The organism is Sphingomonas sp. ERG5, from assembly GCF_000803065.1.
Classification (GTDB): domain Bacteria; phylum Pseudomonadota; class Alphaproteobacteria; order Sphingomonadales; family Sphingomonadaceae; genus Sphingomonas.
Genome location: NZ_JSXI01000069.1, coordinates 69,964 through 85,163, shown reverse-complemented (window position 1 = coordinate 85,163; position 15,200 = coordinate 69,964). Strand labels below are relative to the sequence as shown.

The following is a 15,200-nucleotide window of genomic DNA, read 5'->3' as shown; positions in this document are numbered from 1 at the left end:
ATCGGATCAGCCGGAGCGTGATTGACGTCGCCACGACCGGCTTCTCAGCGCCGCCGTGGCGGCGCGACTTTTTTGATGAGGGTGCGCGCTCGTGCCGGTGTCTCAGGGGGGAAGGAGACGATTGGTGCCCGACACGATGATGACGAAGATCGAACTCGCGGTGATCGCTCTTGCGCGCGGCGACCCGCTGTCGAGTGTCATGCCGTCGTGGCGTTGCACTCTTTTCCTGTCCGACCAGCGTCAGCATTTGCCGCTTGCCAACCCCCGGCTTGAAGCCCTTCGGCGCTACGCCGTCCTGTTTCGGCTTCAGCGGCGCGGATTGGCGGAGGCCGAGCGGGAGCGCATGCGCAACGCTGGCTATGATCCGCAACAGATCAGCATGATCGAAGCCCTCGTTGCGTCGCGCTGCGAACAGGAGCGCGCCCCGCCTTCGACGGCGCCGGCGCATCCACACCCGGAATCAACCGCCGCGGCTCGTCCGACCATATGCCGTTCCGGGCAGGCCGATTTCCCTTTCCCCCCAGCGTCCACGGCGACCCGTGGCGCAAACCCTGCGAGAATATTAGTGACCAATCTTTCCCACACACGCCTTTCTCATCCCCGTCCCCTGCGCATAGTGGCATTCGCCATGCTGCCGCTCATTTTCTGGGGCGTATCGGCCCAGGCCCAGGAACAGGATAGCGACAAAGATAAGGATCATATCGTCATCGGCATCGGCGCGGGCTATGCGCCGGCCTATCAGGGTTCGGACAATTATCGTGCCCTGCCTGTCCCGGTGATCGATGTGTCCTGGGGACCATTTTTCGCCAATCTGCAAAATGGTATCGGCATCAACGCGATCGATACCGATCATATTACCATTGGCGCGAGCGTGACGGTCATGCAGGGCTATCGCAGCAAGGACGCGCCCGCCGGAATCGGCAAGCTTTCGTTCGGCGCGGGTGGCCGGGGGTTCATGAGCCTCAAGGGCGCAGGCTTTGTCGCCACCATCGGGGCGACAAAGGGGTTCGCCGGCAGCACCAAGGGCATCATCGCCGATGCGAGCCTGTCATATCCGGTCTCCGTCTCGTCACGCCTGACGCTTGTCCCGACGATCGGGACGACATGGGCCGACAAGAAGCATAATGACCGATATTTCGGCGTGAATGCGGAACAGTCCCGCGCGTCGGGACTGTCGCAATTTCGCCCCGGAAGCGGATTCAACGACGCCTCGTTCATGCTCAGTGCGCAGTACCGGCTGACCGATCGACTCAGCCTCGGTGCCGCTGGCGGCGTGACCACGCTGCTCGGCAAGGTGAAAGACAGTCCGATCGTCTTTCACAAGACGCAGCCTCTTGGCTTTCTTTCGCTCTCATATCGTTTCGGCAGATAAGCCGTTGCCTCGGTCGTGACAGCCCCGGACAAAATCCGGGACTGCCACGGCCGGCGTGTTTCCGATCACTGTGTCGCGCTAGAAAGTCTTGGAGAGCCCGATGCCGATCGTGCGCGGGCGGTTGGCGTAAAATAGCACATCGGAGGCTGCGTAGGGGCTGTTCGCGGTGTAGAAGGTGCGCGATGTCTTGAATTGCGCGTCAAACAGATTGTCGACGAAGACCCTCGCACTCCAGCTTTTACCTTCGATGCGTAACGACAGATTCGTCAGCGAATAACCATCGAGCGGCAGATATTGAGAGTTGGGGCGGGATGCGGGAACCGGCAGGCCGGTTACCGCATCCCTGACCGGCTTGAAGCGGCCGAAATCGGCATAGCTGCCGCTCGTATAGCTTGTGAGCCAATTCAGGCCCGCCTTGAGGTCGTTGGCGATATCGACGCTGTAATCCGCCATTATCGACAGCGAATGGCGCGGGACCAGCGGCGTCCGTTCCCCCTTGAAGCCGATGCCCGCGATCGTCTCGGTCAGCTTCGCATCGGTAAACCCGTAGCCAAGACTGAAGGAGAGATTGCGCAGGAATATGTCATGCGCGTTGATCTCCAGTTCCACCCCCTGCGACACGGCCTTTCCGGCATTGCCCTGATAGGAGAAACCCAGCGGCGTCCGCACGGTCGTCTGAATGTCCGACCAGTCGATGCGGAACAGCGCGGAGCTCACATAAATCCGCTTCTCCAGCAGCGAGAATTTTCCGCCGATCTCATAGCTGATGAGATCGTCGGAGGCGAATTGCCGGCCTTCGGGCGGAATACCGGTATTGGGCGTGGTCAGGTTGAAACCACCTGGTCGAAAACCCTGGGCAATCGTTACGTAGATCAGACCGGCATCGCCGAATTTGTACGAGCTGTTGAAGCGCCAGACGCTTCCCTTTTCACGGTACAGGCCTTTGGAGAACTCGCCCGGCAGCGGAATCGTACGCGCCAGGCCGTTGGCGTCGCGTGCGTTCTGGCCGAACCATTGGTCGATGGAAAAGAAATCGCCTGTCCCGCGAACATCGAAATAGCGACCGCCCACCGAAGCCTGCCAGGCAGCGGTGAAATTATACTTCAGCTCGCCAAACACCGCGAGCTGCCGTGTTTTCGTGATGCTCTCGTAAGTATATTCCTTGTCGTCGTTCAGCTTGGCGCCAATGATATTCTGTTCGAAAATGGCCTGGCCGGGGAAGGGAATCGGGACCAGTTCCTCCTGCTTCTCCTGGACGCGCATCTTGTTGTAATACCCGCCGATGATCCAGGCGAACGGCCCGTCCGAGCTGGAAACCAGGCGTGCCTCCTGCGTGAAATTGCGCGACTTGGCGCGGCGCCGGGTGATCACCGTGAACTCCGGCAGGTCACTCGGATCGAGAAAGCTGCCGAAGATGCCGTCGCGAATACCAAAGGTGGAATCGTTCTCCGTACTCAACCGCTCGTCCACATAGGAGGAACTGGAGGTGAAGTTGGCCCAGCCGAGATCATAGGCCAATGTGAGGTTGGCGAGTTGAGCCTTGTAGCGTGTGATGGCGGGATGAACCACATCGGTCGAGAGCCTGGGCTTGCTTTCCCATGACGTGTTGCTTTCGCCATAGCGCGCCGTCTGACGGAAATAGGACAGGCTGATGTCCAGACCCGAAGCCGGTTTCATCAGCACGGCGATGCGACTCGAGGTCGTCCGATCGTCATTGACGTTCTTCGTGCCCAGCACGGTGTTATCGATAAAGCCGTCATTGTTGAATTGGCCGGCATTGGCGCGAATCGCGATCCAGTCGGCGACGGGCAGGTTGATCATCCCGCTGACATTGTAATTGGCCCCGCCATGACGGGTGGTCGATAGTTCGGTGCCGATCCTGCCCTCGATCGCATCCATATCGGGTTTTTTCGAGATATAGCGGATCGTCCCGCCGATCGCGCCACCGCCGAACAGGGTTCCCTGGGGACCGCGCAGCACTTCGACGCGCTCGATGTCGATGAGTTTCAGGTCAAGCGGGGCGCCGCGATAGGGCATGTCCATGGGCACTTCGTCGACATAGACCGTCGTCGTCGGCGCCAGCGCTGCCTCGCTGCCAGTGCGCAACCCGCGCAGCACCAGCTTGACGCCGACGCGGGGGCCGTCATCGGTCATGGACAGCCCAGGCACCGTGCGGGCGAAATCGGCGATATCGGTGGCGCCGGTTTTCTCCAGCGTATCGGCGGTGATCGCCTGAATGTTGAACGGCACGTCGCGGACCGATTCGGAACGTCGGGTCGCCGTGACGACGATATCGTCGACTGTCGAGGCGCTTTCGCCACCATCGGCCTGCTGCAGGCCGGTCCCGGCCACGGCTTCCTGCGCGGATGCAGGGCAGGTCAAGGCCACGAGCGATACGGCTGACGCCAGCATGGCGCCGCTAGCCCGGCGCCCGATGCCGTTGTGTCTGATCATCATTGGTCCCCTTTTTTCCCGTTGCCGGGTCAAGCCCTGGCTTTGCTGGCCACGAACCGCCGGCACGGGCGGTATCTGTTGACCAGATACAATTATGTCATTCATGCATATTATGTCAAATAAGTAACATTGGTTATATGCGGTGCGCCGAAAACTGGTTCGTAAAATGGGAAGGGGCGCCATGCTGGCGTCGGCTAGGGCGCTATTCTAAGGAGGCATGTCGTCAGGAACCGGGAGAGATGGTCTGTGCAGGGTGAAGCTGACACGTCGCGTGATTTGCTGCAGCGGCTCGAGGATAGTCTCGAGAGCTTCACGCAAGCGGAGCGGACGATCGCCAATTTCATCCTGACCAATCGTGGCGGGATCGCGTTCGAGACCGCCAATTCGATCGCCGGAAAATTGCACGTGAGCTCGATCACCGTCGGGCGTTTTTCGCGCAAGATGGGCTATCGCCACTTCAAGGATCTGAAGGCCGGATTGCGCATGACCATGTCGGGGGTGCCCTGGCTGGTCGGTGATCAAGTGACCGAATTTGTCGGCGCGCGCGGTGAGAGCAACCGCACCAAGCGCAGCCTGGAACTGGAATTGGCCGGGATCATCGAAGTCTATGCGATGGCGGAGAGCGAAAGCTGGAAGCAGATCGTCGCGCTGCTGGCGAGCAGCCGGCAAGTCCATATTGCCGGATTCCAGACCGAGCGCGGGGTCGCCGCAACACTGGCGCATCTGCTGCAATATGCGCGCGACGGCGTCAGCATCGTCGACACATCAGCAGGCAATTACCATGAAATCTTCGCGGCCGATCCCAAGGGTCGTTGCCTCGTGCTGATCGATATGCGGCGCTATTCGGAACAGTCGTACGAACTGGCTGCGCGGGCAAATCGCGAAGGCATTCCGATCGTCATGATCACCGACAAATTCTGCGACTGGATCCGCAAATATACCAGCCATGTCATCGCGGTCTCCACCGAGGTGGAATTGTTCTGGAGTTCGCAGGTCGCGCTGGGCTGCGCCGTCAATCTGCTCGTCAACGACGTGATCGGAAGCCTTGGCAAAACCGTGGAGCGGCGCCTGGAGCGCCTGTCCGAACTCTATCAGGCGCATACCGGGCATGTCGGCGGTTCGACCACGCGCAAGACCGACAAATTGTAAGGCGCGGCCGGGCTATCCGGCCGGCCCGTCCGCGCGATCGCGCCCGCGCTGCAGGCCGTACAACAGATAGACCGCGCCGCCGATCGCCAGCCACAGGAACAGCCTGATCCAGGTGTCCTGCGGCAGGGTCCACATCAGATACAGGCATGCCGTAATGCTGAGCAATGGCGTCCAGGGATAGAGCGGCACGCGGAACGGACGCGCGACGTCCGGCTCGCGCCGCCGCAGTACGATGACGCTGAGCGCGACCATCACAAAGGCGAACAGCGTGCCCATCGAGATCAGTTCGCCCAACAGGCTCAGCGGCAGCAGCCCAGCCGCGATCGATGCGATCGTTCCCGTCACGAGCGTGCCGATATGCGGAATGTGCGACCGCGCCCGAACGCGGGTGAACGCTGCGGGCAGCAGGCCGTCGCGCCCCATCGCGTAGAAGATCCGGACCTGGCCAAGCAGCGTGACGAGCAGCACCGAGACCAGCCCGGCGATCGCGACGAAGCCGACGATCACCTTGGTCCAGGCCAGCCCCGGCCCTGCGGCGTTGAGCGCGACATAGACGGGATCGGGAACGTCGAGCAGGCGGTAACTGACCAGTCCGGTGATGACGAGGCCGACAAGGACATAAAGAGTGGTGGTCACGCCGACCGACGCCAGCAGCGCCCGGGGCAGGGTGCGCTGCGGGTCCTTCACTTCCTGCGCCAGGGTCGTGACGGCATCGAAGCCGACATAGGCGAAGAACAGCACGCCGGCGCCCTGCATGACCCCAGACCAGCCGAAATGGCCAAAGACACCCGTGTTGCCGGGCACGAACGGAGTCCAGTTGGCATGGTCGACAAAGGCGAATCCCGTCGCGACGACCAGCAGCATCGCACCGATCTTGGCCACGACGATGATATTGTTGATCCGCGCCGAAAATTCGGTGCCGCGCAGCAGCAGCGCGGTACACAGCAACGTCACCAGCACCGCGGGCAAGTTCAGGATCGAACCCGTCGCCACCAGGTGGCGAGCGGTCGAAAGTTCGAACGGCGCCTGCGCGAACAATGCCGGAAAGCCAAAGCCGATATCGTGCAGTACCGACTGGACATAGCCCGACCAGCCGATCGCGACGAGCGCGCCGGAGAAGAGATATTCGAGCGCGAGGCACCATCCGACCATCCAGGCGGCGGCTTCGCCCATCGAGGCATGGCTATAGGAATAGGCGCTGCCCGCCACCGGCATCATCGCCGCGAGTTCGGCATAGCAGAGCCCGGCAAACAGGCAGACCAAACTGGCGATCAGGAAGGACAATGCGACCGCTGGCCCGGAATGCTGCGCGGCAACCGTGCCCGTCAGCACGAATATGCCGGCGCCGACGGTGCTGCCGACGCCGAAGCAGATCAGAGCGAACAGGCCGACCGTGCGAGTCAGGCCGCCGGTTTCGGCATTGCCCTGCAGTTCCGAAACGGACTTGCGCGCGAACGGATTCATGCGCGCCTCCTCAGGCGGCCTTGTTCAGGCGCTGGCGTCGATCGGGACAGGGTCAAGAAGGTTTTCAACGCGGCTCTCCCAGTGTGTCGGCGATATATGTTATATTTTTGTCAGTTGACTTCTATAGATATAATTATAACCATCAAGCCGTCACGGGCGTGTAGAGCCCGCATCATGGAAAGAAAGTTCGCGCCGTATGATCATCCCTGGAAAATATCTGCTCTTCCTGGGTGATGTCGGGGACCGGCTGGACGCCAAGACGGCCTGCGGACTGGTCGACTGGGCGCGCGAACGGTGCGTGGGACAATGGCGGCTTCCATCGTGTGGCGTCGATCTCGGGCTTCCGGACCTGGATTTTGCCCAGGCGCGCGCCGCTGGTGCGCAGACGCTGGTGATCGGCGTGACGCCCTTTGGCGGCGCGATCGCGCCCGAATGGATCGAGCCGATCGTCGCGGCGCTCGGCGCGGGGCTGAATGTGGCGAGCGGCATGCACGCCCGGCTCGCCAATGTGCCCGAAATCGCCGCCGCGGCTCACGCATCCGGGGCGGGTTTGTTCGATGTTCGTGACCCGGGTCGGAGCTTCCCGGTTGGCTCGGGCCGCAAGCGTTCGGGCCGGCGCATGCTCATGGTCGGTACCGATTGTGCCGTCGGCAAGAAATATACCGCGCTCGCCATCGCGCGCGACATGATGGCGGGCGGCTGCAAGGCGACGTTTCGCGCCACCGGCCAGACCGGGATCCTGATCGCCGGCGAAGGCGTGCCGATCGATGCCGTGGTGTCCGATTTCGTGGCTGGCGCGGCGGAGTCGCTCTCGCCCGACAATGATCCCGATCATTGGGACGTGATCGAAGGGCAGGGATCGCTCTTCCACCCCGCCTATGCCGGGGTTGCGCTTGGCTTGCTCCATGGGTCGCAGCCCGACGCGATCATCCTGTGTCATGCCGCGGGTCGGGTTCATATCGACGGCTATCCCGATTTTCCGCTCCCGACCCTGGAGCAATGCATCGAGGTCAATCTGCGCATGGCGCGCATGACCAATCCAGCGGTGCGCTGTGCCGGGATCAGCATCAATACATCGAACCTGCCCGCGTCGGACCGCGATGCGCATTTGCGCGCGGTCGCCGATCGGCTGGGGCTGCCTTGCTTCGATCCGGTGGCGAGAGGCCCCGGCGCGCTCATCGCGCACATCGCGGCGGGTTTCGACTGACCTTCTTCGTCACCGGTGCCTTCCGGCGGCGGATCACATTCGGGAATGCCCTATGGATATCGACGTTCGCATCGAGACATGGCCGCTTGCCAACCCGTTCCGCATCACCGGGCGGACCTACACCGAAATCGAGCTGGTCGTCGCGACCGTGCGCGATGGTGAGCATGAAGGGCGCGGCGAGGCGGCAGGGGTCGATTATCTCGGCGAGACCCCGGCCGGCATCGCCGCCGATATCGCTTCGCTCCGCGAAGCATTCGGTACGGGCATGGATCGCGCGCGCCTGCAGTCGCTGTTGCCCATTGGCGGCGCGCGCAATGCGCTCGATTGCGCGCTATGGGACTTCGAGGCAGCGCGTTCGGGGCGGCCCGCCTGGCAATCCGCCAATATCGTCGCGCAAAAGCCTTGCCTGACCACCTGGACGATCGGCGCCGATACGCCTGAGGTCGTCGCGGAGCGCGCCATCGCCTTTGCCGATGCGCGCGCGATCAAGCTCAAGCTGACCGGGGATGGCCTCGATGCCGATCGCGTGCACGCGGTGCGCACGGCACGACCCGATGTCTGGCTTGGCGTCGATGGCAATCAGGGCTTTTCGCGATCGACGCTGGAGGCGCTCATCCCGATACTGGTCGCCGCGGATGTGGCGCTGATCGAACAACCCTTGCCGCTGGACCGCGATGCCGATCTCAGGGGCCTGTATTCCCCGATCCCGCTCGCAGCCGATGAAAGCGTGCAGGGGCTCAAGGACGTGGCAGGGTTGAGCGACGCCTTTTCGATGATCAACATCAAGCTCGACAAATGCGGCGGCCTTACCGAGGCGCTGGCGATGGTCGACGCGGCGCGCACGCGGGGGCTGGGCGTGATGGTCGGCAACATGCTGGGTACTTCGCTGGCCATGGCGCCGGCCTTTGTCATCGGCCAGTTCTGCGATGTCGTCGATCTCGACGGCCCTATCCTGCTGCAGCGCGATCGCGCGCCGGGCGCCATCTATCGCGATGGCCTAGTCTGGTGCGGCGAAGAAATATGGGGCGGCGGCGCATCGGCCTTCGCCACGACGGGCTCGTTACAAACAACAAACTAAGGGGAGAGAATGATGTTGAGGCGGATCACCACCTTATGTGCATTGGCGGCACTGTGCATCGCCGCGTCGGCGATCGCGGCGCCCGATCCGGGTAGTTTCGAGAAGCGGCTCGATACGTTCGTCCAGAGCGAAATGCAGGCGGAGAAAGTGCCCGGCATCGCGATCGCGGTGTTGCGCAAGGGCGAGATCGTCGTGGCCAAGGGTTACGGCCTGGCAACGGTCGAGCATGATATTCCCGTGACGCCCGACACGATCTTCCAGTCCGGTTCGGTGGGCAAGATGTTCACCGCGGCGGCAGTGATGTCGCAAGTCGAACGCGGCAAGATGGGGCTCGACGATCCGGTCAGCAAATATCTGCCCGACGCGCCGGCGACCTGGCGCACGATGACCATTCGCCACCTCCTCACCCATACTTCGGGTGTCGCCAATTATGGTCCGGACTTCGATTATCGGCGCGATTACAGCGACGACGAACTGGTGAAGGTCGCTTATGCGCTGCCGCTGGATTTCAAGCCGGGTGCGCGCTGGAGCTACAGCAACACCGGCTACGTCTTGCTCGGCATTCTCGTCAAAAAGGCGACGGGCCAGTCCTATCTCGAGGTTCTCGACGCGCAGGTGTTCAAACCACTCGGCATGAAGACGGCACGCGGGATCAGCGATGCCGACATCGTGCCGCACCGTGCTTCGGGCTATCATCTCGTCAACGGCGTGTTGAAGAACCAGGATTGGGTATCGCCCTCGCTGAATACGACCGCGGACGGCTCGCTCTATTTCTCGCTCAATGACGTGATTGCGTGGGTGCGTGGCATCGAGCAGGGCAAGGTGCTGACCGCCGCCAGCTGGCAGCAAATCTATACTCCGGTCAAACTCAACAGCGGCAAACCCTATCCTTATGGATTTGCCTGGCGGATCGAAACCGCGGGCGGCCAACCCCGCTATCATCATGGCGGCGCCTGGCAGGGGTTCCGCACCTATGTCTCGCGCTATCTTGGCGATGACCTGTCGATCATCCTGCTGAGCAACTCGGCCGACACCAAGCTCGACACCTTTGTCGATGGTATTGCCGGACTCTGGGATCCCGCGCTCACCGCGCGCGGTCCGCGCCCTGCCGCCCAGCCCGCGATCGAGCGCCGCGTCTCGGCGCTGGTCGAAAAGGCGCGCGCGGGCGCGCTCACCCAGCAGGACCTGCCGCTTGCCGCGGTGGGCTTTCCCGCGATGGCGAACCGGTATTTCGCATCGATCCTGAAAAAGCTCGGCACAGTGACGAAGCTTGAGCTCAGCGATCGCCGCGAGCTCGGTGACGATACGTTGTACACCTATGTGGCGACCTTCGGTGATCGCGCCGCAACAGTGAGCCTGGGGATCGCGTCCGACGGTCAGGTGTCATCCTTCATGATCAACAATTGAACAAATTCGGGGAGGGGGCGAGATGAGCAAGTACCGTATGGCAGCACCGCAATCGGCCACACGGCCACGCTGGATCGACACGCTGCGCCGGTCGGGGATCCGGATGCTGGCGACAGCCGCCATGGTGCTTGCACCGGTCGGCATCGCCGGTGCCGCGGCGCCGCAATCGACACTGATCACCGGCGCGCGTGTGGTCGATGGGACCGGCGCGCCGGCGCGCCCGGCCTCGGTCCGGATCGAAGGGGACAGGATCGTCGCGGTCGGCGATCTGGCGCCGCGTGCGGACGACCAGATCGTCGATGCGGGCGGGTTGGTGCTCTCGCCCGGTTTCATCGACACGCATAGCCATCATGACCATGGCCTGTTCAAGAAACCCGATGCGCTGACCGCGACCAGCCAGGGCATCACCACGATCATCGTCGGCCAGGACGGAGGATCCGAACTTCCCTTGGGTCAGTTGTTCGATCGAATGAAGAAGACGCCCGTCGCGGTGAACATCGCCTCCTATGTCGGGCATAATTCGATCCGCGACGCGGTGCTGGGAAAGAATTTCAAACGCGTCGCCACCGCTGCCGAGGTCGAGCGTATGCGGGCGCTGGTCCGCGCCGGCATGCAGGCGGGCGCGATCGGGCTGTCCACGGGACTCGAATATGATCCGGGCATTTATGCCAGCAAGGACGAGGTGCTGACACTCGCCCGAGAGGCCGCACAGTCGGGTGGCCGCTATATCAGCCATATTCGCAGCGAGGATCAATATATCTGGGCGGCGCTCGACGAGATCGTCGAGATCGGCCGCGCCACCGGCATGCCGGTGCAGGTCTCGCACATGAAGCTCGCCATGACCGACTGGTGGGGTCAGGCGGATCGCTATCTCGGCGTGATGGACCGTGCCCGCGCCGCCGGTGTCGACATCACCGGCGACGTCTACCCGTATGAATATTGGCAATCGACGTTGACGGTGATGTTCCCCAAGCGCGATTTCACCAACCGCGAAAGCGCTGAGTTCGCGCTCAAGCATCTTGCGCCCGCCGATGGCCTGCTGCTGTCCGATTTCAGCCCCGATCCTTCGCTCGTCGGCAAGACCGTCGCGCAAGTCGCGGTCAAGCGTGGTATCGACCCGGCGGTGGCGCTCATGCAACTGATCGCCGAATCGCAAGTGCCGGGCGCGCACGAAATGGTGATCGGCACCAGCATGCGCAGCGACGATGTCGCCAGGCTGATCGCCTGGCCTTCCTCCAACATCAGCAGCGACGGCATGCTTGAAGACCGCCATCCGCGGGGCGCCGGCTCCTTCCCGCGCGTCCTGCGGCGCTATGTGCGTGAACAGCCTTTGCTCACGCTGGAGCAGGCGGTCCACAAGATGACTGGTGCCGCCGCGGATCATATGGGCCTCACCGATCGCGGTGTCATTCGTCCCGGCGCCCATGCCGATCTGGTGCTGTTCGATCCCGTGACGATTGCCGATCGCGCGACGAGCGAGACGCCCTCGGCATTGTCGGTCGGCATTTCGCGAGTCTGGGTCAACGGCGCGCTGGTGCTCAAGGATGGTCAGCCGACTGGTGTTCGTTCGGGTCAGCCGGTGCGGCGCGCTGTGCAGGAAAAGCGCGCAGCCGGCGGCGGTGCCACCGGCTGAAGTACCGCGCCAGACAGGCCTCAGTCTTCAAACTTGGCAGGCTGATAAATTTTCTTCGCATCAATTCCTATCCAAAGAGTAGAGATTGTCATCCTCCCCAGAAGAGGATGATGTATGTCGCTCAATCTGTTCGATGTGGTTCCGGATTTCACGCAGGAATCCACCATTGGTCCGCTGTCCTTTTATGCCTGGGCGGGCAGCGACTGGGTCGTGCTGTTTTCGCATCCGCGCGATTTCACGCCGGTCTGCACCACCGAACTCGGCACCGTCGCGCGGCTGAAGCCCGAGTTCGACCGCCGCGGAGTCAAGGTGCTTGGCCTGTCGGTCGACCCGGTCGATCGGCATCATGAATGGGCGATCGATATCGCCGCCACGCAGGGCAGCGAAGTCAATTTCCCGCTCATCGCCGACAGCGACCACCGTATCTCGACCTTGCTTGGCCTCATCCATCCCAATGCATCGGACACTGCGACGGTACGCAGCGTCTTCGTCATCGACGGTGCCAAACGCGTGCGCCTGACGCTGACCTATCCGGCATCGACCGGCCGCAACTTCCACGAAATCCTGCGGACCATCGACAGTCTGCAGCTCACTGACCGGCACAAGGTCGCGACACCGGCGGATTGGCAACAGGGCCAAGATGTCATCATCCTGCCGTCCGTCTCCGATGGGGAGGCAAGCGCGCTGTTCCCTGAAGGGTGGACGACGCATCGCCCCTATCTGCGCACCGTCGCACAACCGGCCAGCGCGGATCAGCCATAACCCCCGACGCCGGCTCACTGCCGCGCTCGACTTCGGGACGCCGGGCGCTGAAGCGCCCGGCGCGCCGCCTCATTCCATCGAACAGAACATCTCGAATTGAACAAAGGGACAATGATCGTGACGACTCTCCGGCCGCTTCTCGCCCTCGCCGCATCGACGCTGGCGCTCACCTATGCCACCGCCGCCAGCGCTCAGGCCGCGCCTGCGGACACGCAGGACGCTGCCGCGCCGGAAACGGCTGAAGACCAGAGCGACATCGTCGTCACCGGCACACGCACCGCCGGGCGCTCGCGGCTCGACAGCAGCTCGCCAGTCGATGTGCTGAGCGCCGCCGCGCTGCAGCGCCAGGGCACCACCGAGATCGCGGCGTCGCTCGCCGCGATCGTGCCGTCGATCGATTTCCCGCGTTCCTCGGCGGTGGACGGCACCGATTCGATCCGCCCGGCCACGCTGCGCGGCCTTTCGCCCGATCAGACGCTCGTGCTGATCAACGGCGTGCGTGCGCACACCTCGGCGCTGCTCAACACCAATGGCTCGGTCGGACGCGGATCGGCGGCGGTCGATCTCAACACCATTCCCTCGGTCGCGCTCGACCGGATCGAAGTGCTGCGTGATGGTGCAGCGGCGCAATATGGCTCGGACGCGATCGCCGGCGTGGTCAATCTGCGCTTGCGTGAAGCGCGCAGCGGCGGCGGCGCGACCGTCACCTATGGCCAGTACATCACTGATGTCGACACTGCACGCGGCTCGCGCAGCGAACATGACGGAGAGACCGTCACCGTCTCGGGCTGGCAGGGCATCGCACTCGGTCAGGACGGCTTCCTGACTCTCTCCGGCGAATATCTGAACCGCAACCCGACCAGCCGCGGCGATTTCGACCCGCGCAAAACGCCGATCCGCGTCCGCTCGCGCTTCGGCGATCCGGACGTTGAACAGTATAGCTTCTACGCCAATGCCGGCAAACCGATCGGCGACAGCGGCTGGGAATTGTACGGCTTTGGTGGCTATCAGCACCGCGACAGCGTCAGCGCGGCCACGCCGCGTATCGTCGGGGGCACTGGCGGCAATGCCAATGCCAGTGCGGACGCGCTTGCCAGCCTCTACCCCGATGGCTTCACGCCGCTGATCGCGGTCAAATCGGAGGATCTGACCGTGGCTGGCGGCCTGCGCGGTGAATTGTCCGGCTGGAAGGTCGATCTCAACCTCTCCTACGGGCGTAACAAGTTGACTTTCAACACGCGCAATTCGGGCAACGCCACTTATGGCGCGGCATCGCAGCGCGATTTCTACGCCGGTTCGCTGGCATATGATCAGATCGTCGGTGGCATCGATGTGTCGAACGAACTGCCGCTTGGTGAGGGCACGATCAATGTCGCCTGGGGCGGGGAATATCGCCGCGAAGGCTTCAAGATCGGCGCCGGCGAGCATGCTTCCTATGACCGCGCGCCGGGTGCGGGTTCGACGCTTGGTTCGGGGGCCCAGGGCTTTCCCGGGTTCCAGCCGTCGAACGTGATTAACGCACATCGCGACAATGTCTCGGGCTATCTCGACATTGAGGCAAAGCCCAATGACGCGCTGACTCTGGGTGCAGCGGTACGCGGCGAAAGCTATTCGGACTTCGGCGAAACCGCGACTGGCAAGCTGTCCGCCCGTTACGAATTCGCGCCCTGGATCGCGATTCGCGGCACCGCATCCACTGGTTTCCGCGCGCCCTCGCTGCAGCAGCAATATTTCAAATCGACCGCTTCGGTGTTGAACAGCGGCAATATCGTCGAAACGGGCCTGTTCCCGTCGACCAGCGGGGTCGGCCTCGCACTCGGCGGCAAACCGTTGCGGCCGGAAAAATCGCGTAACCTTTCGGCCGGCATAGTGCTGAAATCCGGTGGATTCGATCTGTCGGTCGATGCCTATCAGATCAAGATCCGCGATCAGATCGCGCTGTCAGAGAATCTCACCGACCCGACCGGCGCGCCTCCGGTGATCAAGACCCTGCTCGCACCGTTCAGCGTGACGGCGGGCCGCTTCTTCCTCAACGGCATCCGTTCGACCACCAAGGGCATCGATGTGGTGGCGCATTATCGCACCAAAACCGACAATCTCGGCACTTTCGATCTGACCGTGGCGGGCAATTTCAACGATATCAAGGTCACCCGCGCTCCCGGTGCGGTGACGATCACCACGCCCATCGCAGGCGTGCCGACCAGCACCGCGCCGTTGCCGATCTTCAGCCGCCAGCGGATCATTTCGTTCGAACAGGGCACGCCGCGCACCAAGCTGGTCGGCACGGTCGATTGGTCGCTGGGCGATCTCGGCCTGACGGGGCGGGCATCCTATTATGGCGACGTCACTCAACCGAGCAGCAATGGCTTTGCCGCGGATGACATCCATACCGGTCGTCACACGATCTTCGATCTCGAAGCGCGCTATCAGGTGATCCGGAACCTGAATGTCGCGGTGGGGGCGAACAATCTGTTCGATACCTATCCGGACTATGTGAAGCTCGCATCGTCGCGCGGCACATTGCTCAACAGCACTGGCCTGGTCGGCTTCCCTTATTACTCGCCGTTCGGCTTCAATGGCCGCTATCTTTACGCACGGGTCGGCCTCACCTGGTAACCGCCTCGCACTTCGGGGCGCGTGCCGATGCGGTGCGCGTTTCCCGAAGCCGGGTCGA

General features: G+C 62.8%; 10 protein-coding genes. 8 read left to right on the top strand and 2 right to left on the bottom strand.

The genetic code is table 11. The annotated features are described in order from the left end of the window. Positions 1–628 precede the first annotated feature (628 nt). Positions 629–1,372: a MipA/OmpV family protein gene (locus tag OO12_RS28750; RefSeq protein ID WP_034161104.1), complete on the top strand. Its 744-nt coding sequence runs from the start codon at positions 629–631 to the stop codon at positions 1,370–1,372. Between the two features lie 78 nt (positions 1,373–1,450). On the opposite strand, the gene OO12_RS22860 is transcribed toward OO12_RS28750, so the two are convergent. After that, positions 1,451–3,826 carry a TonB-dependent receptor gene (locus tag OO12_RS22860; RefSeq protein ID WP_160296886.1) on the bottom strand — a complete coding sequence of 792 codons (2,376 nt, stop codon included), beginning with the start codon at positions 3,824–3,826 and terminating at the stop codon, positions 1,451–1,453. 246 nt (positions 3,827–4,072) lie between these two features. Between OO12_RS22860 and OO12_RS22855 the strand changes: the two genes are divergently transcribed. Next, positions 4,073–4,975, top strand: coding sequence for a MurR/RpiR family transcriptional regulator (locus OO12_RS22855; protein ID WP_034161063.1), 903 nt, complete (start codon positions 4,073–4,075; stop codon positions 4,973–4,975). A gap of 12 nt (positions 4,976–4,987) precedes the next feature. On the opposite strand, the gene OO12_RS22850 is transcribed toward OO12_RS22855, so the two are convergent. Further along, positions 4,988–6,439 carry an amino acid permease gene (locus tag OO12_RS22850; protein WP_034161062.1) on the bottom strand — a complete coding sequence of 484 codons (1,452 nt, stop codon included), beginning with the start codon at positions 6,437–6,439 and terminating at the stop codon, positions 4,988–4,990. 196 nt (positions 6,440–6,635) lie between these two features. Here OO12_RS22850 and dgcN point away from each other — a divergent pair, with 196 nt between their 5' ends. The 6 genes from dgcN to OO12_RS22820 all read left to right on the top strand — a co-directional run bounded on the left by dgcN (position 6,636) and on the right by OO12_RS22820 (position 15,142). Continuing rightward, complete coding sequence (dgcN, locus tag OO12_RS22845; RefSeq protein ID WP_034161061.1) at positions 6,636–7,646, top strand: N-acetyltransferase DgcN; 1,011 nt, start codon at positions 6,636–6,638, stop codon at positions 7,644–7,646. Between the two features lie 52 nt (positions 7,647–7,698). Beyond that, positions 7,699–8,724, top strand: coding sequence for a dipeptide epimerase (locus OO12_RS22840; RefSeq protein ID WP_034161060.1), 1,026 nt, complete (start codon positions 7,699–7,701; stop codon positions 8,722–8,724). Positions 8,725–8,736: 12 nt separating this feature from the next. Further along, positions 8,737–10,131 carry a serine hydrolase domain-containing protein gene (locus OO12_RS22835; RefSeq protein WP_082006750.1) on the top strand — a complete coding sequence of 465 codons (1,395 nt, stop codon included), beginning with the start codon at positions 8,737–8,739 and terminating at the stop codon, positions 10,129–10,131. A gap of 22 nt (positions 10,132–10,153) precedes the next feature. Beyond that, positions 10,154–11,764, top strand: coding sequence for an N-acyl-D-amino-acid deacylase family protein (locus tag OO12_RS22830; RefSeq protein ID WP_200887540.1), 1,611 nt, complete (start codon positions 10,154–10,156; stop codon positions 11,762–11,764). Positions 11,765–11,878: 114 nt separating this feature from the next. Then, complete coding sequence (locus OO12_RS22825) at positions 11,879–12,526, top strand: peroxiredoxin (RefSeq protein ID WP_034161058.1); 648 nt, start codon at positions 11,879–11,881, stop codon at positions 12,524–12,526. Between the two features lie 117 nt (positions 12,527–12,643). Continuing rightward, a complete protein-coding gene (locus tag OO12_RS22820) occupies positions 12,644–15,142 on the top strand; it encodes a TonB-dependent receptor plug domain-containing protein (protein WP_034161102.1) in 2,499 nt (832 codons plus the stop codon). Positions 15,143–15,200 lie beyond the last annotated feature (58 nt).